A 22,308-nucleotide genomic window follows, 5' to 3' on the forward strand; every position below is an offset into this window, starting at 1 on the left:
TTCACGATCAGGCTCCGATTAGAGTGGAGACATGAGCGTTACCGGCGACCTGTTCGAGCTGACCCCAGCGGCCTCTGCCGTGCCGATGGGGCTGGATCTCGTGATCGCGCTGACCGGGTTCTCCGACGCGGGTGGGGCGGCGGGACAGTTCAACGAGTATTCGCGACAGGCCGTGACGAGTGAACCGATCGCCGTCTTCGAGAACGACTTGCTGCTTGACTATCGAGCACGTCGGCCGATCATCTACTTCAATGAAGACCGCCTGACGGAATACACCCCGCCGGTTCTCCAACTGTCGCTTGCTCAGGACGACCTGCATCAGCCGTTCCTCATGCTGACCGGGTACGAACCAGATTTTCTGTGGGAGCGCTTCGTGCGCGACATTATCGGTCTGATCGAGCGATTCGGAGTGGCCCGAACGACATGGGTCCACGCCATTCCGATGCCCGTGCCGCACACGCGGCCCATCGGCGTCACGGTGAGCGGTACTCGCGAAGACCTCATTGAGGGACTCAGCGTGTGGCGGCCGCACACTCAGGTGCCGTCCAACGTCCTTCACCTCCTGGAGTACCGGTTGACCGAACTCGGCTCGGACGTTGCCGGCTTCGCGCTCCTGATTCCTCACTATCTCGCCGATACTGAGTTCCCATCAGCGGCCCTCGCCACCATTGACAGCATCAGCGCGGCGACCGGGCTTATTCTGCCGACCGACGAACTCCGCGAGGAGGGACGAGACTTCGTGTCGCGCATCGATGAGCAGGTTCAGGGCAACGAGGAGCTGCGGCGCCTCGTCGGAACGCTCGAACAGCGCTACGACGCGTACATGGAAAACAACTCGTTGAAGTCGCCACTCATGGATTCGGAGGGGGCTCTGCCGAGCGCGGATGAGATCGCCGCGGAACTCGAGAAGTTCCTGGCCGGGCGTAAAGGACCCGACGAGGGAACAGGATCGATGGGTCCTGGCGCACGACCCTGACCCTACGGCGTAGGCTTAACGGGTGAATTCCCGCAAATCTTGGTTCGTCTTTTGGGTGGGAGTCATCGCGTACATCGCTGCCGTCATGCAGCGATCGACCCTTGGAGTCGCCGGCGTTTCAGCCGTTGATCGATTCGATGCGTCCGCCTCAGCTCTGAGCGCCCTCGCTGTTGTCCAGTTGATCGTGTACGCCGCTCTTCAGGTGCCCATCGGTGTCCTCATTGACCGGCTGGGACCACGCGTGCTCATCCTGAGCGGGCTCTCGCTGATGGTGGCGGGCCAAGTGGTTCTCGCATTCGCTCCGAACATCGGTATTGCGGTCGTCGGGCGGGTGTTGGTGGGCGCCGGCGACGCAGCCATCTTTGTGTCCGTTATGCGACTGGTGACGTCCTGGTTCTCCGGGCGCACGGTTCCGCAACTGTCCCAGTGGATGGGGAACCTCGGCCAAGCTGGCCAGATTCTGTCGGCTATTCCGTTCGCGTTTGTGCTGCACCAGACCGGGTGGACGAGCGCGTTCCTCGCGGCAGCAGCCTTTGTGGCTCTCTCCCTGGTACTGTCGCTCGCCGTCATCCGCGATCGTCCGGCGGACTCAACCGAGCACCCTCGCGTGGCAACCATGCGCGAGGCCATGAGGGAACTCCGGGCGGCATTCGCGCGACCGGGAACCCAGCTCGGTTTCTGGGCGCACTACTCGACGCAGTCCTCCGGCACCGTTTTCTCACTGCTCTGGGGCTACCCGTTCATGGTCTACGCCATGGGACTCGACGAGAGTCTCGCTGCGTCGATGCTGCTCGTCGTGGTGGCGTCCGGTGTGATCGTCGGACCGATCCTCGGCCTGCTGTCTGCCCGTTACCCGTACCGGAGGAGCAATCTCGTTCTCGGGATTGTTCTGGTCATCGGCATCACCTGGGCTGTGTTCCTCGCCTGGCCCGGGGTGCCACCGCTGTGGCTGCTGATCATCCTTCTCGTTGTTCTCGGCGCCGGTGGGCCCGGTTCGCTGATCGGGTTCGATTTCGCCCGGACCTTCAACCCCGTTCGCGTGCTCGGGGCTGCGAATGGAGTGGTCAACGTCGGGGGCTTCCTGGCGAGCTTTGTCATGATGTACTTCGTCGGCCTGCTCCTCGACCTGCAAGCGTCACCGGGAGCCGGCACTGAGGAGCTGTACAGCATCTCGGCGTTCAAAGTTGCCTTCCTCGTCCAATACCTCGTCATTGGGTTCGGTGTGGTCATGCTTCTCGCCGCTCGGAGGCGCACCCGGCGGAGGATTGTTCTCGACGAGGGAATTGAAGTGGGGCCTCTGTGGGTTGCAGCTATGGAGAAGATTCGTCGCCGTCGCTGATGGTCGCTTCGTTCGGACATCCGGTCAAGGCAGCCGTTGGCGGGCTAGTGGACTAAAACGTGGCATAATGATAGTAAGGACCCGTTCAGGTTCCCATGGTGTGCACGTTGCGAAACGCACACGCCGCGGGGGACTTGACATGGGTCCTAGTAATGTCCGAAAACAATCTGGGCCCACGAGCGGGTTCTGGCGACATCCCAGCTCAGGGACTGAAAGGTGCTCTTATGGCCACCAAGGCCGCACAAACTTCGGCAGAAGAAGAACAGACCGCTGTCGCAACGGCAGCGGTGAAGGCTCCGGCCGTCAAAAAGATGACCGCAGCAGCGAAGGCAAAGGCGGAGAAGGCCGCGGCAGCAGCCGCTGAAGCGCCCGCCAAGGCCGCCCCCGCAAAGCGGGGCGCAAAGAAGAAGGCCACCGACGACGTGGAGGAGGCCGCCCTGGCGCCTGACGTCATCGAAGACGACCACGACGACGAAGACGACGCGAAGAAGAGCACGATCGCCACCGAGGCACTGCCTCAGGGTGCGCTCGTCCTCTCCGCGACCGACGACGAAGATGAAGTTCCGGTTTACTCGTCAGCGATCACTGGCGCAACAGCCGACCCGGTCAAGGACTACCTGAAGCAGATCGGAAAGGTTGCGCTCCTCAACGCGGCTGAAGAGGTCGAACTTGCGATGCGTATCGAGGCCGGCCTGTTCGCCGAGGACAAGCTGTCTCAAATGGACGACGCTGCAAAGCGCACCCAGCTGGGCCGCGAGCTGACCTGGGTTGCCAAGGACGGCGCGCGCGCGAAGAGCCACCTGCTCGGAGCAAACCTCCGCCTCGTCGTCTCCCTGGCGAAGCGCTACACAGGCCGTGGGATGCAGTTCCTTGACCTGATTCAGGAAGGGAACCTGGGCCTCATCCGCGCCGTCGAGAAGTTCGACTACACGAAGGGCTTCAAATTCTCGACCTACGCAACGTGGTGGATCCGTCAGGCAATCACCCGCGCGATGGCCGACCAGGCCCGCACCATTCGTATTCCGGTGCACATGGTCGAGGTCATCAACAAGCTCGCCCGCGTCCAGCGGCAGATGCTGCAGGATCTGGGCCGCGAGCCCACCCCTGAAGAGCTCAGCCGCGAACTGGACATGACCCCTGAGAAGGTCATCGAGGTGCAGAAGTACGGACGCGAGCCCATCTCGCTGCACACCCCGCTTGGCGAGGATGGCGACAGTGAATTCGGAGACCTCATCGAGGACACCGAGGCGGTCGTTCCTGCCGACGCCGTTGGTTTCACGATGTTGCAGAAGCAGCTCGAAAGTCTCCTCGACTCGTTGAGCGAACGCGAGGCCGGAGTAATCCGGATGCGCTTCGGACTTGGCGACGGCATGCCGAAGACTCTCGACCAGATTGGCGACACCTTCGGCGTCACGCGCGAACGTATCCGCCAGATCGAATCGAAGACCATGGCCAAGCTGCGCCACCCGTCCCGCTCGCAGTCTCTTCGGGACTACCTTGAGTAAACCGACGGGTCTTCATTACGTCCTTCCCATCCTCGCCGGCCGTGTGACGCGCTTCGCCACACGGCTGCGCGGCGGTGGCAGCGCGATGCCCGGTGTCGTGGTGCAGAAGCTTGCTCCGCACATCATGCGGGATGTCGCATCACAGCTGCCGTACGGCGTTGTTTTTGTCCTCGGATCGAACGGTAAGTCGACAACGACGAACTTGCTCTCGGCGATCATGCGTGAGCACGGTCTTCGGGTCTTCACCAACCCGTCTGGGGCGAACATGCCGCAAGGCATCGCCTCAGCGATCCTGGCGGAAACCAGCCTGACCGGTCGCATGGATGCTGACATCGCGATCCTGGAGATCGACGAGGGCTACGGTGCCGTCATTGCGCGGCAGCTCAAGCCGGCGACCGCCGTCATCCTGAACCTCCTCGTTGACCAGATCTACCGTTTTGGTGAGCCGGACAAGGTCGCTCAGATGTTCCGCGGGATCGCCGCTGAGATCACTTCCTCGATCGTTCTGAACCGCGACGATAACTTCCTCGGCAAGCTCGGCAGCGAGCTCGAGGCGGAAGGTCGCCTTCAGGTCGAGTACTTTGGTGCGACGCCAGAGGTACAGGCCTCCGCGCCCCACGGCCAGGTATCCGCTCGGGATTTCAGCGACGTCGCAGCCGCCGCATCGCGCGAGGCTGCTGCTGAGGTCGTCCATGCGGACGGATACGACGCTCGGATCTCCTGGGCAGGCACCGTGTACGACATTCGCATGCCGTCACGCGGTTTGCACTATGCCGTCGACATCGCAGCAGCGTTCACTCTCGCCGCCCGCAACCTGGGTGACAAGTTCGACATCCAGCGGGCGATCACCGCTGTGCAGACGACCAAGACCGTTTACGGTCGGGGAGAAATCCTCCAGGTCAATGGCGTTGAGGTCGAGATCCTCATGTTGAAGAACCTCGCAAGCCTGCAGCTGAACCTCGATTACCTTCAGGAGACTCCCGAGTCAGTTCTGTTCGCGTACGACGAGTCGAGTAAAGACCCGTCCTGGTTGTATGCGGCGGATCTCAGCAAGCTTGACCACGTCGACGTCATCTCGGGGCCAAAGGGCGCTTTCGTTGCGCTCCGGCTGGCATACGAAGGCAAAGATTTCGGCGTGATTGAGCCCGACATCACGAAGGCAGTCCAACGGATGCTCGACGGGCCACGGCCCACGAGCGGACGTCACACCTTCTTCCTCGACTACGACCAGATGATGGCTACCCGCCGCTATCTGGGCTACAAAGACCTGGAAGCGGGTGCAGCATGACAATCTCGGTTCTGGAACTTTATCCCGCTCACCTGTCGCTGAACGGTGACGTTGGCAACCGAACGGCACTGGTTCGCCGAATGCGTCTGGCGGGCATCGACGTCGCGGAGCACGCTTACCACCCGGGCGATACGCTGCCGGACACCCCGGACATCGTCACCATCGGAACAGGCACCTCGAGCGCTCAGCGTTCGCTTGCCTCGGACATCGCACGGCTCGCTCCGCTCCTGGCCGAGTGGTCTGAGGCTGGTGTCGTGATCTTCGCGGCCGGTGCGGGGTTCCATCTTCTCAGCGCCTCCGTGCGGTTCGGCGCTGACGAGGTTATCCCTGGCGCGGGCGTCTTCGCGGGAAGTGCAGACGCATCCCGACCACGCATCATTACCGAGGCCTTCGCGGTCGAGAGCGACTTCGGCCTGCTGATCGGTACCGAAAACCACACATCGGTCTTTGTGGGTCGTCCCGATCAGAAGCCGATCGGACGCGTACGCCACGGCGTCGGCAATGGTGACGGGACGGACGGGGCTGTCGTCAACAACAGCTTCGGTACCCATCTTCATGGTCCCGCACTCGTTCTCAACCCCTCACTGGCCGACCACTTGATCGGTCTGGCGACCGGACGGGCAGGTGTTGATTACGTCAGGAGCGGTGAGCACGATGCCCTCGATAAGACGGTGGAGCTGGCTCGATCGATCCTTATCAACAAGCTGCCGTCCAGCGGACAGAAGTCCTGACACACTGCGCAACGAAAAACGCCGCCCGAAAAATCGGGCGGCGTTTTTTTGATGGGATTCAGCGGGTTACGCTCGCTGGTCCTCGAGAAGTCGGGCTGACTCGTCGTGCCAGCTGTGGGCGATCTCGCTGAGCTTCTCCTGGTACTTCTTCCCGTGGTGTGCGCAGAACAGCAGTTCACCGCTGTTCACGACCACGCGGATGTACGCCTGTGCGCCGCAGCTATCGCAGCGGTCTGCCGCGGTCAGCTGTGGCTCGAGCGTGTCCACGGTGCCGGTCTCTCCTCGGACGGTACCGTTTTCTCCCTGTGACATGAGCTCCTCCTGACCTCGCGTTTTGACCCAATTGCCTTGTTACCCAATGAAACCACGTGAAGCCGAGAATCTTCCTTTTGCCAGGGGTATTTCGCTGTCCGCGTAGATTGTGCGGCACGTGGTTGCGGAAAGAGCCTTCGGCCCGTGTCTTTGGGGCACTTCGTCGGTGGCCATCTATAGGCTTGCGAGGTGAGTTCTGACTATTCCGCCCGCCATCTTTCCGTGCTCGAGGGCCTCGAGGCGGTACGCAAGCGCCCCGGAATGTATATCGGGTCGACGGACTCCCGGGGACTCATGCACTGCCTGTGGGAGATCATCGACAACTCGGTCGACGAAGCCCTCGGCGGACACGGCGACCACATCGACGTCGTGCTTCACTCCGACGGCAGCGTCGAAGTCCGCGACCGCGCCCGTGGCATCCCCGTCGACATTGAACCGAAGACGGGGCTCAGCGGCGTTGAGGTCGTCTTCACGAAGCTGCACGCCGGCGGTAAGTTCGGGTCGGGTTCATACGCGGCCTCCGGTGGGCTGCACGGCGTCGGTGCGTCCGTCGTAAACGCCCTCAGCGAGCGCCTTGATGTCGAGGTGGACCGCGACGGCAAAACCTGGGCCATGTCCTTCCACCGCGGTGAGCCGGGCATCTTCGATGACAAGGGCAAAGAGCCCAGTCCGGATGCCACATTCACTCCATTCGAATTCGGTAGCGAACTGCGCGTCGTCGGCAAGGTGAAGAAAGGTGTCACCGGCTCTCGTGTGCGCTACTGGGCGGATCGACAGATCTTCACCAAGGGCGCCGAGTTCCAGATGGAGGACCTCGTGGGTCGGGCCCGGCAGACAGCGTTCCTCATCCCGGGTCTGGCACTCACAATCGATGACCGCCGGTCGCCGGAGGGCACCTCCCACCTCTTCCAGTACGAGGGCGGAATCTCCGAGTTTGTTGAACACCTCGCCACTGACACCCCGGTGACCGACGTGTGGCGGCTCCAGGGGTCCGGAACATTCACGGAGACGGTTCCTGTTCTCAACGACCACGGTGCGATGGTGCCAACCGAGCTCGAGCGCACCTGCGAGGTCGACATCGCCCTGCGCTGGGGCACCGGTTACGACACCGTCTCGAAGAGCTTCGTGAACATCATTGCGACGCCGAAGGGCGGTTCGCACCAACTCGGTTTCGACCAGGGCCTGCTCAAGGTCCTGCGCCAGCAGGTCGAAGCCAACGCGCGCCGGCTCAAGGTCGGCAACGACAAGCTCGAGAAAGACGACATTCTCGCTGGCCTCACCGCCGTGCTGACCGTTCGCCTGCCCGAGCCGCAGTTCGAAGGGCAGACCAAAGAGGTGCTTGGCACGCCCGCGGCCCGCAACATCGTGTCTGCCGTCGTCACGAAGGCGCTGAAAGAGCGCTTCGCCTCGTCGAAGCGTGACGACAAGGCGCAGACGGCCCTCGTGCTCGACAAGATCGTCTCCGAGATGAAGTCGCGCATTTCCGCGCGCGCACACAAGGAGACCCAGCGGCGAAAGAACGCTCTGGAGAGTTCAACCCTCCCGGCAAAGCTCGTCGACTGCCGCTCCAACGACGTCGCAAACAGCGAACTGCTCATTGTGGAGGGCGACTCCGCACTGGGCACCGCGAAGAATGCACGCGACAGCGAGTACCAGGCCCTTCTCCCGATTCGTGGGAAGATTTTGAACGTCCAGAAGGCATCCGTTTCAGACATGTTGTCCAATAGCGAGTGTGCATCAATCATTCAGGTGATCGGTGCCGGCTCCGGACGAAGCTTCGATCTGAGCGCGGCCCGATACGGCAAGGTCATTATTATGAGCGACGCGGATGTCGATGGCGCGCACATTCGCACGCTTCTGTTGACGCTGTTCTTCCGGTACATGCGACCGATGATCGCGGAGGGGCGGGTCTTCGCCGCCGTTCCGCCGCTCCACCGGGTGATCGTGATCAATCCTGGGTCCAAACCCAACGACACGATTTACACCTACTCGGAGCAGGAACTGCACGCGGTGCTTGCCGACCTGAAGAAGAGGAACAAGCGGTACATGGAGCCGATCCAGCGGTACAAGGGCCTGGGTGAAATGGATGCCGACCAGCTGGCGACCACCACCATGGACCGGCGCCACCGCACACTGCGTCGAGTGCAGGTGCCCGATGCCGAGCAAGCTGCGCACGTGTTCGAGCTGCTCATGGGCAACGATGTTGCGCCGCGCAAGGAATTCATCATCGACAGTTCCGACCGGCTCAACCGGGATCGGATCGACGCGTAGTAGTCGTGGCAGTCGAAAGGCGGCGGAGAAATCCGCCGCCTTTCGTGCTACTGCCTGCGTGAACTACACCCAGATTTCTCGACCGAAGTAGCCGATGACGCTGTCGATGGCGGTTCCGGAGGCATCACGCTTCGCGGGGATCTCAGGAAGGGTGCGTGCGGAGCCGTCGGGCCCGATGGCCATGGCGGGGGAGGCACCAACCCAGGCGAGGGCGAGCATGTCTTCGCCCTTGAGGAACGTATGGGTTCGAACTCCGCCGGTGGCGCGACCCTTGGCGGGGTATTCCGAGAAGGGAGAGACCTTGACCCGACCGGGGTCCGTTCCGGGGATGGTCGCCGAGCTGACCGACACTGTTGCGACCGAGATTTCCTCGCTGGGATCGACGGCACCAAAGAAGATGACGTGGCTGTCACCGGAGAGGTTCATGCCAGCCATGCCGCCAGCCGGCCGTCCCTGCGGGCGAACCGCAGACGCAGGGAAGTGCAGCAGCTGCGCCCCTGAGCTCACGAAGACGAGTTCGGCGGACTCGGGCGCCTGCACAGCACCGACCACCTCGTCCTTGGGCTTGAGGCCGATCACTTCGAAGTCAGGCTTGTTGGGCCAGTCGCCCGGGCTGACACGTTTGACGATGCCCTGCCGTGTGCCGAGCGCGATGGGGTCCGAGCTCTCGAGTGACACCAGCGCAAGCACGCGCTCGGCCTTGTTGGGTAGCGCAAGGTAGTCGGCGATCTTGACGCCGGCGCCCATTTGCAGCGAGTTGGTAGGAACAACGGGCAGGTCGACGGGGCTGAAGCGCACAAGGCGCCCGAGTGACGTCACGGCACCGATTTCTGCGCGCGAGGTCGTGTCGAGCGTCGACAGGATGGCGTCGTGTTTGGTGCGGCGACGAACCCGACCGTTTGGCGGGCTCTCGTCGCCGTCGGCGCGTTCCGTTGTGTCCATTCGCAGGGCACGCCCGGTCGCCGACAGGTACACCCGGCACGGAGTGTCAGCGACCTCGAGCTGTGCGGACTGGCGCTTCGCTGATGCGGTGGCGATGCTCGGTCGGGCTTCGGTGAGGAGCGTGCGCCGCGGAGTACCGAATCGCTCCGCAACGTCGGCAAGTTCCAGGGAGACCTGCTTGCGAATGAGAGCTTCGCTGGCCAGCAAGGCTTCAAGTTCGGCGATCTCGGCCTTGAGCTTGTCGCGCTCGGTCTCCAGCTCGATCCGCGAGAATCGGGTCAGTCGACGCAGTCGCAACTCGAGGATGTACTCGGCCTGCAGCTGCGACAGGTCGAAGACCTCGATCAGCCGGGTCCGAGCCTGGTCGGTGTCGTTGCTCGCGCGGATGACCTGGATGACCTCGTCGATGTCGACGATGGCGATGAGCATCCCCTCAACCAGGTGCAGCCGCTCGCGCCGCCGTGCGAGGCGATAAGTGGAACGGCGGGTGACGACCTCAATGCGGTGGTCGACGTAGACCTGCAGCAGTTCCCGCAGACCAAGAGTCTGCGGCCCACCGTCGACGAGCGCGACGTTGTTGATGCTGAATCCGTCTTCGAGCGGGGTGTAGCGGTACAACTGCTCGAGGACGGCTTCGGGGCTGAACCCGGTTTTGATGCCGACAACGAGGCGCAGTCCGTGTGTGCGGTCCGTGAGATCCGTGACATCCGAAATGCCACTCAATTTTTTGTTGGTGACTCCGTCCTTGATCTTCTCGATGACCCGTTCCGGACCGACGAGGTAGGGCAGTTCGGTGAAAATAAGTCCGGTCTTGCGCGCGGAGAGGCTCTCGACCGAGACCTTGGCGCGTGTCTTGAAGCTGCCGCGGCCGGTCGCGTAAGCGTCCTTGATTCCGGCCAGCCCAACGATGGTGCCGCCGGTGGGGAGATCAGGACCCGGGACGAACTCCATCAGGTCGTCGAGAGTGGCGTCGGGATTCGACAGCAGGTGCCTCGCGGCGCCGATGACTTCGACGAGGTTGTGCGGCACCATGTTGGTGGCCATGCCGACGGCGATTCCGCTGGCACCGTTGACCAGAAGGTTGGGGAAAGCGGCCGGGAGAACCTCGGGCTGGGTCAGCTGGTTGTCGTAGTTGGGAATGAAATTGACGACGTCCTCGTCGAGCCCGTCGGTCATGGCGAGGGCAGCCGCGTCGAGGCGCGCCTCGGTGTACCGCGCGGCAGCCGGGCCGTCGTCGAGCGACCCGAAGTTGCCGTGCCCGTCGATGAGGGGGACGCGCATGGTGAATGGCTGTGCAAGGCGCACGAGAGCGTCGTAGATAGCACTGTCACCGTGCGGGTGAAGCTTGCCCATCACTTCACCGGTGACACGAGCGCTCTTAACGTGCCCACGCTCGGGACGGAGACCCATTTCCGTCATCATGTAGAGGATCCGCCGCTGGACCGGCTTGAGGCCGTCCCGTGCGTCGGGGAGGGCCCGTGAATAGATCACCGAGTAGGCATACTCGAGGAACGAGCCCTGCATTTCGGTGGAGACGTCGACGTCCTGGATACGCTCGGTGAAGGGTTCGGGAGTTGCTGCAGTTTTCTTCGGGGTCATTCGGCGTTTCTCGGGCAGGGAAGGGGAAATGGCGGATGCCGTTCGGGCAATCGGTCGCATCGGCGACTGTGTGCCAGACTTGGCCCGATGGCCACAATGCTACCCACCGACAAAGCAGGCGCCCGGAGCCTTGCCGACGTTCTGCCGAATTCGGTCGCTGCGCTCCAGGGAAAAAGCAACGATTTGTCGCTTCCTTCGGTGGAATCTGTCGTCGTTGTTGTTGTCGATGGCTTAGGCCGCGCTCAGCTGCAGGCTCGGGCCGGACATGCGCGCTTTCTGACGGCCACGAAGAGCGACGCACTAGTCAGCGTTTTTCCATCAACGACCGCAGCCGCGCTGGCCAGTTTTGCAACCGGAACGTTGCCCGGCCGGCACGGCCTCGTCAGCTACCGCGCCCTCGATGCCGACAACGATCGGGTCGTTAACCAGCTCAGCGGCTGGGACGAGCTCATGGTTCCGGAGACCTGGCAGCGCGAACGTACGGTGTTCGAGACGGCCGGTGATGAGGGAGTCCTCTCGTTCGCCATTGGGCAAGCAAAGTACGCAACCTCAGGCTTCACCCGAGCCATCCTTCGGGGTGCCCGCTACGTCTCGGCGAACAGCCTCTCAGAGCGCCGAGCAGCGGCGGTCAAGATTGCACGGGAATACCCGGGCTCGCTGACGTATCTCTACATTCCCGAACTCGATAAGGCGTCGCACCAGTACGGTTGGGAATCCGATCAGTGGCTATCGGCACTCGAGGCTGTCGACGCCGAGGTCCAGCGGCTGAGTACCGAGCTGCCGCCTCGCACGGGCCTCCTGGTGACCGCCGATCATGGCTCGGTGGATGTGCCTGCGTCGAGTCAGATCCTGTTCGATACGGTGCCCGAACTGGTCGACGGGGTTCGCCACGTCGGTGGGGAGCCGCGATCCCTGCAGTTGTACCTCGAGCCTGGGGCCACCGCGGAAGACCGAAGCGCCTTGGCTCGCGTCTGGGAGGAAAGCGAAGGTGAACGTGCCTGGGTCTCGACACGCGAGCAACTGGTCGAATCAGGCCTGTATGGCGACGTGGCCAGCGAGGTTCTACCCCGCATTGGCGATGTGGTTATTGCCGCGCGCAAGCGAGTGGTGTACTACGATTCCCGTCCGGCCGACCAATCCGCTCGTCGGATGATCGGCCAGCACGGTTCGGTGACGCACGACGAACGTTCCATACCGCTGATCCGCCTCGGCGCCTTCCGGCGCTGAGGCTGAGGCTGACGCTGCGGAGTTATTCGCCTAGCGTCGGCTTTCGTAACGAGTCGGTCCCCTTTGCCCTGGTCTCTGTAGGTTGTGGGCATGTACATCTCCGATCGCGACCCAGACGACTTTCTTCCACCCCAGACGATCGACGACGTGGCCAAACTTTTCAGCCTTCCAGTGATGTCTCTCATTCCTCAACTCTCTGTGGAGGAGCAGCCGATTCCCTCAACCACCGGGTCCTCCTCAAACGGCGGCGCGATGACCTTGGATAGCGTGGCACTCTCTTACACGCTCTGGCGAAATCCTTCTGATCGCAAAGACCCTGCGAACCTCGCCGACCTTGCCGATTCGGTGCGCGACGCGATCGACGCCGACCCTGTCAGGCCGCTACCCGAATGGATGCTGAAGCAGCGTGAGGTGATGCGATATCCGATGTTGTGGGAGGCCGTCATGACGACTCGTGCGTCAGAGGAGGGCTGGCAGACGCCCGAGTCCACACTCGTCGGGCATGTCAATCACATCCTGACGAACAGTTTCCGCGAGCTGCGCGTGGTTGGCGGCTTCCCAGGCGAGCTGCGTTCCCCGGCCGCCGAGCGCCACATCGAGGCTGTCACCGTTCCCATCGATGGCGCCGACGTGGCTGGCATGCGCATTGACACTGACCCGCATGTATATGCTGTCGGCGCCGCGCTGAATGACCGAATACTCACAGCGGTCGTCGCGCGGGAGTATCTCCCTTACGTCTCTCTGGCGTTCACGACACGTGAAATGGCTTCCGAGTCTTGAACACGGCGTCGCGCTCAGACGGCGTTGAAGTGCGTCGATAGCTGAGACCTCAGCGGGAACCTTTAGCGCCACACAGACCGGCACGGGAACCTATTCGAGAAAGTCCGGCCCCACCTCGGCGATTGCATGCAAGTCGGATTTCAACTCTTCACGAGAACGCGACGGCGATCGTGCCCTCACCCGACTTACTGATCCCCCGACAGTTCACTGAAAGATGGCAGGCATCAAATGGCGATCATAGAACGTCGCCGCAAAGGTGAGAGGCACAGCTGAGCCGGCCCGCCGGCTAGTCTTCGTCGGTTCGCGCTCCGAAGACAATTTCGTCCCAGGACGGCATCGCTGTGCGACCGCGCTTGCTGCTTCCACGCGACGACGTCACGGGAACCTCAGCCGGAGGAGTCGGGGTGTCTTCCTTGTGTTCGGCTGCCGGTGTTTCCATGAGGCGGGGTACCTGGGCGGTCTCCGCCTGCGCCTCATCGGTGTGTGCTGACTCTCGTTCCCCGCGGCGTTTCCGCAGCGCCTCGAGCAGGTCCGCCGTCTGGTTCGACTGTGACGACGATCCGGAGTCGTGCGCGCGGTTAATCGCGGCAGCGGCGGCGGCCTTCGAAGACGCCTGGGGGCGGCCGATGGCCGAAATGTCAATCGTCGGCGACAGGTCGAGGCTGTCGTCCGAGCTGTCGCGGAAGTTGAATGCTCCACTGTCGAATCGGCTGTCATCGGGACGAGAGTCGTCACGCTCGACGGCGCGGAGCCGTGGAATCAGGCCGTGCTGAGGGAGCTCGCCCTGTTTCGAGAGCGTCACCGCTTCGCTGTTCATTGGAGCGAGCGCCTGCTTCTTGGGCTCGAAGCTCCAGCGCGCATCGTGCTCGATGTCATTGGACGTGAAGGAGAGCTTGACGACCCAGCCGCCGGTTGATTCCTTCCAGCTGGTCCAGCGTTCCTCAGAGGCGCCGAGCGATTCCAGACGCGCCCGAATGGCCGAACCAAAGGTGTCGTCGTCATCGTCGCGCGTGGGGTCGACCGTCGTGAGGACGTGAACGCTCAGCGCCGCCCCCACGATGTGCTCACGTTCGGCGAGCACAGGACCTTCGAAGCGCTGCACATACTCAAGGTCAGCACCGGTGATGTCGGCGACTTCCTCGGCAGACAATCCCGACCGGATGTTCGCCTGCACATCGCGCGGGCTCGGCTTGGGACCCTGCGTGGGCTCCTTGCGGCTCCGACGCACATGGGACTGCAGAACCTCGTCGATAACGAGACGAAAACGCTCGCCGCTTTCGGTCGCGGCAATGAGTGCGCCGTCCTCGACGCCAATGACTTTCAAATCGTGCATGATCAACTGCCTCTCAGGCTGTGATTTGTTATCCAAATGGTGTCACGTGCCGCGGCATTTCCGTGGGAATAACGCGGGCGTGCCGCAGGTTCCACACCGTGTCGCATCTTGAAGCGATAACCCGGTTTGCTATTCGATCGAGATTGATGCAAACTGTGGCCGCCGAAAGCGATCGGAAGACAACACAAGAAGTGGATAGACATGGCAACGGATTACGACGCCCCCAGGAAGACCGACGACGATTCAGAGTCGATTGAGGCCCTCAAGGAGCGCGTGCCAGACAAACTGTCTGGATCTGTCGGCGACGAAGACGCCGACAACCCCGGCGGTTTTGACCTGCCGGGTGCCGACCTTTCGGACCTCGATCTTGACGTCGTCGTTCTGCCTCCGCAGGCCGACGAGTTCACCTGCGTTGAGTGCTTCCTCGTGAAGCACCGCTCACAGATCGATCACGAATCGAAGCTCGGACCGGTCTGCCTGGAGTGCGCAGCCTAATTCTCGACGGGAACATCTGGCCGTTGCGATCGCAAGATCGCAGCGGCCAGTTCTGTTGGATGACGTGTTGACAGGAGCCAGTACGGTGTTGGATCCGCAGGGTCAGCGATACCAACCTTGACGACACCGCGGATGCCGCCACGAATGACCAAAAATGCGGTGACGTTCAATCGTTGGCCGCGTTCCAGAGCAGCCTCGTCACCGTCGAACGGGACAACGTCACCGATCAGGGACACCGGAATTCGAGCCCGGCCGGCGGACAGCTCTCCGTCCTGAACGGCGAGGACAGGGGCGCCGTAGATGAACAACGCCACGCAACCCGCGTACAACACGATGCCGGTCAGCGCACCGGCGAGGACGGAAAGCGGAGCAAGCACAAGCAGGCTCGCAGGGATGACGAGCGCTGACGCTATCAGGATCCAGGTGGCTGGCCACAAACGTTCGCGATATTCGGCCATGTCTCTTCTCATCCAGACTTCTGCACTACCCTCGACACGTGACCGAAAGCGTAGACGTACTCATTGTCGCCCCGGAACTGCCCGTGTATGCCCACCCAGGCGATGCGGGCGCTGATCTCAAGTCTACTGAAGACCTGACCTTGCAGCCCGGGCAGCGGGCCATGGTCGGCACCGGCGTATCGATCGCACTTCCCGACGGGTTTGTCGCCTTCGTCGTTCCGCGCTCAGGCCTCGCGTCCAAGCACGGCATCACCATTGTGAACTCGCCCGGCACCGTAGACGCCGGCTACAGGGGTGAGATCCGGGTGACGCTGCTCAACACGGACAGCACCGAGGCCTACTCAATCTCAGCGGGCGACAGGATCGCCCAGATGATAGTTATGCCCGTCTCGAAAGCACGATTCGTGCCGGTCGAAACCCTTCCCGGGAGTCTTCGCGGCGCCAACGGATTCGGCTCGACCGGCTACGACACGATTCAGACAGGAGCTCAGGTATGAGTAAGAAGAAAAAGGACACCGCCGCTGAGGTTCAGGCTGACGCCACCGATGAGTCGGCCGCCGTGTCGCCAACCACGGGAGTGACGGATGTCGTCGCTACCGACGTTGAGGACGCAGACGTCCTCGACATTTCGAAGTCTGCCCCCGATGACCGCGCGACCGAGGGACCGTTCGACGAGTCAGAAGCGAACCCGGTCCGTCCGTACATTGACCTCGGCGGAGTGAAGATCCTCCCGCGTGAAGGACTTAACCTCCGGCTTGAGGTGGAGGAGAGCACTAAACGCATCGTTGCCGTCGGGCTCGACTATGCCGGCTCGACACTCCAGATCCAGCCGTTCGCGGCACCGCGGAGCACCGGGCTGTGGCACGAGACCCGTGAGCAGATCCAGGAGCAGATCGCTCGCCAGGGCGGAACCGTCACCGAGCGCGATGGCGTCTTCGGACCCGAGCTGCTCGCTGAAGTCCCCGTCGTATCCGGTTCAGACGGATCGGCTGGCACCCGCGTGGCGCGCTTCGTCGGTGTCGACGGTCCCCGGTGGTTCCTCCGCGGCGTGATTGCCGGAGAAGCTGCGACCAATGATGAGGCCGCCGCCCAGGTCGAAGACCTGTTCCGCAGCGTCGTTGTGGTGCGCGGTTCGGCGCCAATGCCCCCGCGTGACCTCATTCCCCTGGTGATGCCGCCAACCGCGGCTCCCACGGACTAATGGCGGAGCTGCCGGACGAGGCGCCAGTCGGCTCCGCCGAAACAGCGCCAAACGCCGCGTCCCCGAGACCCGAGCCGGAGACGTCCGCGGTCGTTGGCGCCGCCATCGCTGATGCTGCACGCAAATCGGGGCTCAACGCCCTGGCACAAGCGGACCGGCCGAACGGTCACGTCATCTTGGAAGCGATGGGTGGCATCCGCGGCATTATTGAAGCTGTCCTGCCCGGGCTGCTCTTCCTGGTGGCATACACCCTCACCACGGATCTCGTTATTTCTCTGGCGGTATCCGTCGGTGTCGCCGCGATACTCACCGTCGCCCGGCTTATTCAGAAGACCCCGGTAGCCAGTGCCATTGGTGGGCTCATCGGTGCTGTTGCCTCAGCGATTCTCGCCCTCGTCACCGGGCGACCGGAAGACAACTTCGTTCTGGGCTTTGTCACCAACGGCGCCTACGCGGCTGTTCTCCTCGCCTCCGTGCTCGTGCGCTGGCCGCTCATCGGTGTCATCGCCGGCTACCTCATGAGCGACTCAACAGCGTGGAAGAAGGACGGCGCGAAACGCCGGACCTTCGTTGTTCTGACGCTCTGCTGGGCCGGGATGTTCATCGCCCGGCTGGCCGTGCAGCTGCCGTTGTACTACGCGGGCAACGTGGAATGGCTCGCAGCCACGAAACTGTTCATGGGACTTCCGCTCTACGCGCCCCTCCTCATACTGACGTGGCTCGTCGTGCGCGCGTTGTACCGAAAAAGTCCCGCCGCCTCCTGATAGAGTTATCTCGACATCAAGATAAATTGGTCACAGGCGCCCCCTCCGGCGATGCCTCATAGTTAGGCAAACCTTGCTAGAAAATCTGCCGTTGGGGAACCCAAGATTGACCCAAGGCAGGCGATCGTGTCAGTGCCTGTGCCAACGAAGGAGAAGGCAACGTGTCTACCGTTAATAGCTTCGGGGCGAAGAACACACTCACAGTCGGTGGCACCGACTACGAGATCTTCCGTCTCGACACCGTCCAGGGCTACGAGAAGCTGCCGTTCAGCCTCAAGGTCCTCCTCGAGAACCTGCTCCGCACCGAAGACGGAAAGAACGTCACGGCTGAGCAAATTCGCACCCTCGGCAACTGGAACCCGGCTGCCGAGCCCGACACCGAGATTCAGTTCACACCGGCCCGCGTCGTCATGCAGGACTTCACCGGTGTGCCCTGCATCGTTGACCTCGCGACCATGCGTGAAGCCGTCGCCGAGCTCGGGGGAGACCCGACCAAGATCAACCCGCTCGCGCCGGCCGAGCTGGTCATCGACCACTCGGTGATCGCCGACCTCTTCGGCACCGAAGACGCACTCGAGCGCAACGTCGAAATCGAGTACGAGCGCAACGGGGAGCGTTACCAGTTCCTCCGCTGGGGCCAGACCGCCTTCGAAGACTTCAAGGTCGTCCCGCCGGGAACCGGCATCGTGCACCAGGTCAACATCGAGTACCTGGCGCGCGTCACATACACCCGCACCGTCAACGGAGCCCTCCAGGCCTACCCGGACACGCTGGTTGGAACCGACTCGCACACGACCATGGTCAACGGACTTGGTGTGCTCGGCTGGGGCGTCGGCGGCATTGAGGCAGAGGCGGCCATGCTCGGCCAGCCAGTGTCGATGCTCATCCCGAAGGTCGTCGGCTTCAAGCTGTCCGGCTCGATCCCGACCGGTGTCACCGCAACAGACGTCGTACTCACCATCACCCAGCAGCTCCGCAAGCACGGCGTTGTCGGCAAGTTCGTCGAGTTCTACGGCGACGGTGTTGCCGAGGTTCCGCTCGCCAACCGCGCCACTATCGGAAACATGAGCCCCGAGTTTGGCTCAACCGCAGCGATGTTCCCCATCGACGACGTCACGCTCGACTACCTGCGCCTCACCGGCCGCAGCGAAGAGCAGGTCAAGCTGGTCGAGGAGTACTCCAAGGTCCAGGGACTCTGGCACGACCCGTCGGTCGAGCCCTCGTTCAGCGAATATCTCGAGCTCGACCTCTCGACGGTTGTCCCGTCGATCGCCGGCCCGAAGCGTCCGCAGGACCGTATCGAGCTCAGCGCGGCCAAGTCGCAGTTTGAGGTCGACCTCAACAACTACGCTGACGTCACCCACGACCTGGTCGACCTTGAGGTCAGCGAGTCGTTCCCGGCATCCGACCCGCCCTCGAACACTCCGGAGAGCGAGCACAGCCACCACTCCCACTCGCACGTGAGCCACGCGCCGTCGACGGCCTCCAAGCCAACCGACGTCACGCTCGACGACGGATCGACATTCACGCTGGACCACGGCGCGGTCACCATCGCGGCCATCACGTCCTGCACCAACACGTCAAACCCGTCGGTCATGCTCGCCGCCGGCCTGCTGGCCCGCAACGCGGCGAAGAAGGGCCTCAAGGCCAAGCCGTGGGTCAAGACCACGCTCGCCCCCGGGTCGAAGGTTGTCACTGACTACTACGCCAAGGCCGGGCTCACCGATGACCTCGAAGCCCTCGGCTTCTACACGGTCGGATACGGCTGCACCACCTGTATCGGAAACTCCGGTCCTCTCGCCGAAGAAATCTCAGCCGCGATCAACGAGAGCGACCTCGCTGTCACGGCGGTCCTCTCCGGTAACCGCAACTTCGAGGGTCGCATCAACCCCGACGTGAAGATGAACTACCTGGCCAGCCCGCCCCTGGTCATCGCGTACGCGCTGGCTGGATCGATGAACTTCGATTTCGAAACGGATGCCTTGGGCAAGGACAGCGACGGAAACGACGTTTTCCTCAAGGACATCTGGCCCGATTCCGCTGAGGTTCAGGCGACGATCGACGGATCAATCGACACCGATATGTTCACGCACGAATATGCATCCGTCTTTGAAGGAGATGAGCGCTGGCGTTCACTTCCCACACCGGCCGGAAGCACCTTCGACTGGAACCCGGAGTCGACCTACGTCCGGAAGCCTCCGTACTTCGAGGGCATGACCATGGAGACCACCCCGGTGGCTGACATCACCGGCGCTCGCGTCCTCGCGAAGCTCGGCGACTCGGTGACCACCGACCACATCAGCCCCGCCGGTTCCATCAAGGCCGACAGCCCCGCTGGTCGCTACCTCACCGAGCACGGCATCGAGCGTAAGGACTTCAACTCCTACGGCTCGCGTCGCGGAAACCACGAGGTGATGATCCGCGGTACGTTCGCGAACATCCGTCTCAAGAACCAGTTGCTCGACGGCGTCGAGGGTGGCTACACCCGCGACTTCACGCAGCCGGACGCGCCCGAGTCGTTCATCTACGACGCGTCGCAGAACTACCAGGCCGCCGGCACCCCGCTGGTGATCCTCGGTGGCAAGGAGTACGGTTCCGGTTCGTCGCGTGACTGGGCAGCGAAGGGCACCAGCCTTCTCGGGGTCAAGGCCGTCATCACCGAGAGCTTCGAGCGTATTCACCGCTCGAACCTGATCGGAATGGGCGTTGTCCCGCTGCAGTTCCCCGCCGGCGAAAGCTGGGAAAGCCTGGGCCTCGATGGCACCGAGTCGATCAGCATCAAGGGGCTCGAGGAGCTCAACGCGGGCACCACCCCGAAGACGGTTCACGTCGTCGCTGAGCCGACCGAGCACTCGCCCGAGGGCAAGCAGCCGGTCGAGTTCGACGCCGTTGTGCGCATCGACACACCGGGTGAAGCGGACTACTACCGCAACGGCGGCATCCTGCAGTACGTCCTGCGGAGCCTCGTCTAGCAAAACCAGAGCACGAGCTCTCACGCTGCCCCTGAGCGATTCCAACCGGAAACGCTCAGGGGCAGCGCGTAGAGTGGGGCGGGTCGACTGCACGAGTGTCGGCGGACAAAGGTATGAGGGAGTTCGAATGGGTCTTCTTGAGTCGATCCGAGGTCCACGCGACCTTGATGCCCTCTCGAAGGATCAGCTTGTCCAACTGGCCGCGGAGATTCGAACCTTCCTGGTCAGCGAGGTGTCGCGCACAGGGGGACACCTCGGCCCCAATCTCGGCGTCGTTGAACTGACGCTCGCGATTCACCGCACGTTCGACTCGCCGCATGACGCTGTCGTGTTCGATACCGGCCACCAGTCATACGTCCACAAGCTTTTGACCGGGCGCCAGGACTTCGAGAAGCTCCGGGAGCGCGGCGGACTCGCCGGATACCCGCAGCGCAGCGAATCTCCCCACGACATTGTCGAGAGTTCCCACGCGTCGAGCTCCCTGAGCTGGGCGGACGGAATCTCCCGGGCCTTCGAGATGACCGGCCAACTGGACCGCTCAGTCGTCGCTGTTGTCGGCGATGGCGCGCTAACCGGCGGGATGACCTGGGAAGCCCTCAACAACATCAGCGACGACAACACCCGTCGCCTCATCATTGTCGTCAACGACAACGGCCGGTCATACGCCCCGACAATCGGCGGCATGGCACGGTTCCTCAACACCGTTCGCACGCGTCCGGCCTACAAAGACCTCTACCTCACGAGCCGGCGCATGTTTGACCGCCTGGGCGGGCCCGGCCGTGCCCTCTACCGCGGTGTGCGCGGCGGAACACACGGGTTCCTCAGTCGGTTCAGCAACAACGAGGCGCTCTACTCCAATCTCGACATCAAGTACATCGGTCCTGTGGACGGACACGACGTCAACGCGATGCTCGAGGCACTCGAGCAGGCGAAGAGCTACGGCGCCCCTGTGATCGTTCACGCGATCACCCAGAAGGGCAAGGGTTACGCTCCCGCCGTCGACGACGAGGCTGACCAGTTCCACGCGGTCGGAAAGATCGACCCGATCACCGGCGAGCCCATTTCTTCGAGTAGCGGCCAATCCTGGACAGGTGTGTTCAGCGACAGCCTGGTTTCCCTCGCTGAACAGGATGAGAAAATCGTCGGCGTGACCGCCGCCATGCTGCGCCCAACCGGCCTGCACAAGTTCGCCGAACGGTTCCCCAACCGCGTCCACGACGTCGGCATCGCCGAGCAGCATGCCGCCACAAGTGCAGCCGGCCTCGCCTTCGGCGGCCTGCACCCCGTCGTGGCGATCTACGCGACCTTCATAAACCGCGCCTTTGACCAGGTGCTCATGGACATCGCGCTGCACAAAGCCGGGGTTACCTTCGTCCTCGACCGTGCGGGAGTCACCGGCCCTGACGGCCCCTCGCACCATGGAATCTGGGACCTCGCAATTCTTCAGCTGGTCCCCGGCATCCGTCTTGCCGCACCGCGTGACGCCGAACGCCTGCAGGAGGAGCTCGCGGAAGCCGTCGCCGTAGACGACGCCCCAACCGTCTTGCGCTTCCCCAAAGGCAACGTTCTCCCGACGATCCCGGCTCTCCGCCGAACGGCAGACAACGTCGATGTGCTCTACGAGAGCGCGAAGCCTGACGTTCTCATCGTCACGGTCGGTCCGATGGCCGAGATCGGGCTCGATGTAGCTCGCCGCCTCGAAGCCCAGGGCATCGGAGCGACCGTCATCGACCCGCGGTGGGTCGTGCCGGTACCGACGAGCGTCATCGAACTGGCCCGTACCCACCGCCTCGTCATCTCGATCGAAGACGGCATCCGCGTCGGCGGAATCGGCACGCGCATCCGTCAAGACCTGCGGAGCGCAGGAGTGGATACGGCCGTTGACGAGCTGGGGCTGCCAGACTCCTTCATCGCACACGCGACCCGCGAGCAGATTATGAGTGACGCGGGCCTCACTGGCCAGCAGATCGCCCGCGACGTCGTGGCTCAGGTTCTCGGCAGCCGAATTCCGGTTGCCCGTCCGGTCCCGTCGGACGAGGATCGCGAGCCGGCAGAACACCGTTCGGGCGGCGAGCAGGCTTAGGCCCAGCGCCATCCGGGTGGCGTAGTCTTCGA

General features: G+C 63.0%; 18 protein-coding genes. 14 read left to right on the forward strand and 4 right to left on the reverse strand.

Features of this window, described 5'->3' with window-relative positions:
• The first annotated feature begins 31 nt into the window (after window positions 1-31).
• From L1277_RS04270 to L1277_RS04290, 5 genes are all read left to right on the forward strand, one after another.
• Window positions 32-976, forward strand: coding sequence for a proteasome assembly chaperone family protein (locus L1277_RS04270; protein WP_253375083.1), 945 nt, complete (start codon window positions 32-34; stop codon window positions 974-976).
• 22 nt (window positions 977-998) lie between these two features.
• Complete coding sequence (locus tag L1277_RS04275; protein WP_253375084.1) at window positions 999-2,315, forward strand: nitrate/nitrite transporter; 1,317 nt, start codon at window positions 999-1,001, stop codon at window positions 2,313-2,315.
• 209 nt (window positions 2,316-2,524) lie between these two features.
• A complete protein-coding gene (locus tag L1277_RS04280) occupies window positions 2,525-3,820 on the forward strand; it encodes an RNA polymerase sigma factor (protein ID WP_374110163.1) in 1,296 nt (431 codons plus the stop codon).
• The gene (locus L1277_RS04285; RefSeq protein ID WP_253375086.1) at window positions 3,813-5,108 is read left to right on the forward strand and encodes a Mur ligase family protein; all 1,296 of its coding nucleotides are present in this window, start codon (window positions 3,813-3,815) and stop codon (window positions 5,106-5,108) included. Before L1277_RS04280 ends, L1277_RS04285 begins: the two co-directional genes overlap by 8 nt.
• Window positions 5,105-5,839 carry a type 1 glutamine amidotransferase gene (locus L1277_RS04290; RefSeq protein WP_253375087.1) on the forward strand — a complete coding sequence of 245 codons (735 nt, stop codon included), beginning with the start codon at window positions 5,105-5,107 and terminating at the stop codon, window positions 5,837-5,839. The genes L1277_RS04285 and L1277_RS04290 overlap by 4 nt, the downstream gene beginning before the upstream one ends.
• A 66-nt stretch (window positions 5,840-5,905) precedes the next feature.
• Here the strand turns inward: L1277_RS04290 and L1277_RS04295 are convergent, their stop codons facing one another.
• Window positions 5,906-6,151, reverse strand: coding sequence for a hypothetical protein (locus L1277_RS04295; protein WP_253375088.1), 246 nt, complete (start codon window positions 6,149-6,151; stop codon window positions 5,906-5,908).
• A gap of 189 nt (window positions 6,152-6,340) precedes the next feature.
• Between L1277_RS04295 and L1277_RS04300 the strand changes: the two genes are divergently transcribed.
• Window positions 6,341-8,422, forward strand: a complete 2,082-nt coding sequence (locus tag L1277_RS04300; protein ID WP_253375089.1) for a type IIA DNA topoisomerase subunit B — start codon at window positions 6,341-6,343, stop codon at window positions 8,420-8,422.
• Window positions 8,423-8,485: 63 nt separating this feature from the next.
• On the opposite strand, the gene L1277_RS04305 is transcribed toward L1277_RS04300, so the two are convergent.
• On the reverse strand, window positions 8,486-10,963 hold the full coding sequence (locus tag L1277_RS04305; RefSeq protein WP_253375090.1) for a DNA topoisomerase (ATP-hydrolyzing) subunit A: 2,478 nt from the start codon (window positions 10,961-10,963) through the stop codon (window positions 8,486-8,488).
• 87 nt (window positions 10,964-11,050) lie between these two features.
• Between L1277_RS04305 and L1277_RS04310 the strand changes: the two genes are divergently transcribed.
• The gene (locus L1277_RS04310; RefSeq protein WP_253375091.1) at window positions 11,051-12,190 is read left to right on the forward strand and encodes an alkaline phosphatase family protein; all 1,140 of its coding nucleotides are present in this window, start codon (window positions 11,051-11,053) and stop codon (window positions 12,188-12,190) included.
• A 90-nt stretch (window positions 12,191-12,280) separates the two neighbouring features.
• A complete protein-coding gene (locus L1277_RS04315) occupies window positions 12,281-12,970 on the forward strand; it encodes a hypothetical protein (protein ID WP_253375092.1) in 690 nt (229 codons plus the stop codon).
• Between the two features lie 286 nt (window positions 12,971-13,256).
• Here the strand turns inward: L1277_RS04315 and sepH are convergent, their stop codons facing one another.
• Window positions 13,257-14,303 (reverse strand): septation protein SepH, encoded by a 1,047-nt coding sequence (sepH, locus tag L1277_RS04320; protein WP_253375093.1) that lies wholly within the window; start codon window positions 14,301-14,303, stop codon window positions 13,257-13,259.
• Between the two features lie 201 nt (window positions 14,304-14,504).
• Between sepH and L1277_RS04325 the strand changes: the two genes are divergently transcribed.
• Complete coding sequence (locus L1277_RS04325; RefSeq protein WP_121658897.1) at window positions 14,505-14,798, forward strand: DUF4193 domain-containing protein; 294 nt, start codon at window positions 14,505-14,507, stop codon at window positions 14,796-14,798.
• Here L1277_RS04325 and L1277_RS04330 read toward each other — a convergent pair.
• Window positions 14,795-15,256, reverse strand: a complete 462-nt coding sequence (locus tag L1277_RS04330; protein WP_253375094.1) for a DUF3093 domain-containing protein — start codon at window positions 15,254-15,256, stop codon at window positions 14,795-14,797. The genes L1277_RS04325 and L1277_RS04330 overlap by 4 nt on opposite strands.
• A gap of 38 nt (window positions 15,257-15,294) precedes the next feature.
• Here L1277_RS04330 and dut point away from each other — a divergent pair, with 38 nt between their 5' ends.
• The 5 genes from dut to dxs all read left to right on the forward strand — a co-directional run bounded on the left by dut (window position 15,295) and on the right by dxs (window position 22,276).
• Complete coding sequence (dut, locus tag L1277_RS04335; protein ID WP_253375095.1) at window positions 15,295-15,753, forward strand: dUTP diphosphatase; 459 nt, start codon at window positions 15,295-15,297, stop codon at window positions 15,751-15,753.
• A gap of 80 nt (window positions 15,754-15,833) precedes the next feature.
• Complete coding sequence (locus L1277_RS04340) at window positions 15,834-16,457, forward strand: DUF3710 domain-containing protein (protein ID WP_374110164.1); 624 nt, start codon at window positions 15,834-15,836, stop codon at window positions 16,455-16,457.
• Window positions 16,457-17,221: a DUF3159 domain-containing protein gene (locus tag L1277_RS04345; RefSeq protein ID WP_253375097.1), complete on the forward strand. Its 765-nt coding sequence runs from the start codon at window positions 16,457-16,459 to the stop codon at window positions 17,219-17,221. The genes L1277_RS04340 and L1277_RS04345 overlap by 1 nt, the downstream gene beginning before the upstream one ends.
• 161 nt (window positions 17,222-17,382) lie before the next feature.
• Window positions 17,383-20,193, forward strand: coding sequence for an aconitate hydratase AcnA (gene acnA, locus L1277_RS04350; protein ID WP_253375098.1), 2,811 nt, complete (start codon window positions 17,383-17,385; stop codon window positions 20,191-20,193).
• Between the two features lie 127 nt (window positions 20,194-20,320).
• Window positions 20,321-22,276, forward strand: a complete 1,956-nt coding sequence (dxs, locus tag L1277_RS04355; RefSeq protein WP_253375099.1) for a 1-deoxy-D-xylulose-5-phosphate synthase — start codon at window positions 20,321-20,323, stop codon at window positions 22,274-22,276.
• Window positions 22,277-22,308 lie beyond the last annotated feature (32 nt).

It is taken from the genome of Okibacterium sp. HSC-33S16 (assembly GCF_024171565.1).
GTDB lineage: Bacteria > Actinomycetota > Actinomycetes > Actinomycetales > Microbacteriaceae > Mycetocola_A.

What these genes read in the sequence shown, in the direction of transcription:
- L1277_RS04270 (WP_253375083.1), top strand. Translation starts at nt 32, where the DNA reads ATGAGCGTTACCGGCGACCTGTTCGAGCTGACCCCAGCGGCCTCTGCC.
- L1277_RS04290 (WP_253375087.1), top strand. Translation starts at nt 5,105, where the DNA reads ATGACAATCTCGGTTCTGGAACTTTATCCCGCTCACCTGTCGCTGAAC.
- L1277_RS04295 (WP_253375088.1), bottom strand. Translation starts at nt 6,151, where the DNA reads ATGTCACAGGGAGAAAACGGTACCGTCCGAGGAGAGACCGGCACCGTG.
- L1277_RS04305 (WP_253375090.1), bottom strand. Translation starts at nt 10,963, where the DNA reads ATGACCCCGAAGAAAACTGCAGCAACTCCCGAACCCTTCACCGAGCGT.
- L1277_RS04310 (WP_253375091.1), top strand. Translation starts at nt 11,051, where the DNA reads ATGGCCACAATGCTACCCACCGACAAAGCAGGCGCCCGGAGCCTTGCC.
- L1277_RS04315 (WP_253375092.1), top strand. Translation starts at nt 12,281, where the DNA reads ATGTACATCTCCGATCGCGACCCAGACGACTTTCTTCCACCCCAGACG.
- sepH (WP_253375093.1), bottom strand. Translation starts at nt 14,303, where the DNA reads ATGCACGATTTGAAAGTCATTGGCGTCGAGGACGGCGCACTCATTGCC.
- L1277_RS04325 (WP_121658897.1), top strand. Translation starts at nt 14,505, where the DNA reads ATGGCAACGGATTACGACGCCCCCAGGAAGACCGACGACGATTCAGAG.
- L1277_RS04330 (WP_253375094.1), bottom strand. Translation starts at nt 15,256, where the DNA reads ATGGCCGAATATCGCGAACGTTTGTGGCCAGCCACCTGGATCCTGATA.
- L1277_RS04345 (WP_253375097.1), top strand. Translation starts at nt 16,457, where the DNA reads ATGGCGGAGCTGCCGGACGAGGCGCCAGTCGGCTCCGCCGAAACAGCG.
- dxs (WP_253375099.1), top strand. Translation starts at nt 20,321, where the DNA reads ATGGGTCTTCTTGAGTCGATCCGAGGTCCACGCGACCTTGATGCCCTC.